This is a genomic window from Staphylococcus pasteuri (assembly GCF_030547725.1).
Classification (GTDB): Bacteria; Bacillota; Bacilli; order Staphylococcales; family Staphylococcaceae; genus Staphylococcus; species Staphylococcus pasteuri.
Genome location: NZ_JAUOQO010000865.1, coordinates 1 through 240, shown reverse-complemented (window position 1 = coordinate 240; position 240 = coordinate 1). Strand labels below are relative to the sequence as shown.

Here is a 240-nt window from a genome sequence, read left to right as displayed (position 1 = left end):
TAATTAAATCTGCTTGTTGTACCAAATCTTCTAAATGTGTAATTTGATCCACAAGCTCATGACTAGTTAAAATTTCTGCTTGAGATAATCCTTTTAATACCGCAGCAATACCGCCACCAGCACCACCACGCTCGATAGGTCCAATCGTCACTTTTAACTCACTTTTAAATAATTCACTAAAATACCATACTAAATTATCTATTTCTGCGGCTTCATTTTGAGTCATTCCTAGCGTAGAAT

Annotated in this window: 1 protein-coding gene; it reads right to left on the bottom strand. The window is 35.4% G+C overall.

Going from position 1 to position 240, the window contains the following annotated elements:
* The coding region (locus tag Q4528_RS15740; RefSeq protein ID WP_303522663.1) for a glycerate kinase at positions 1-240 on the bottom strand (240 nt) is incomplete at both ends.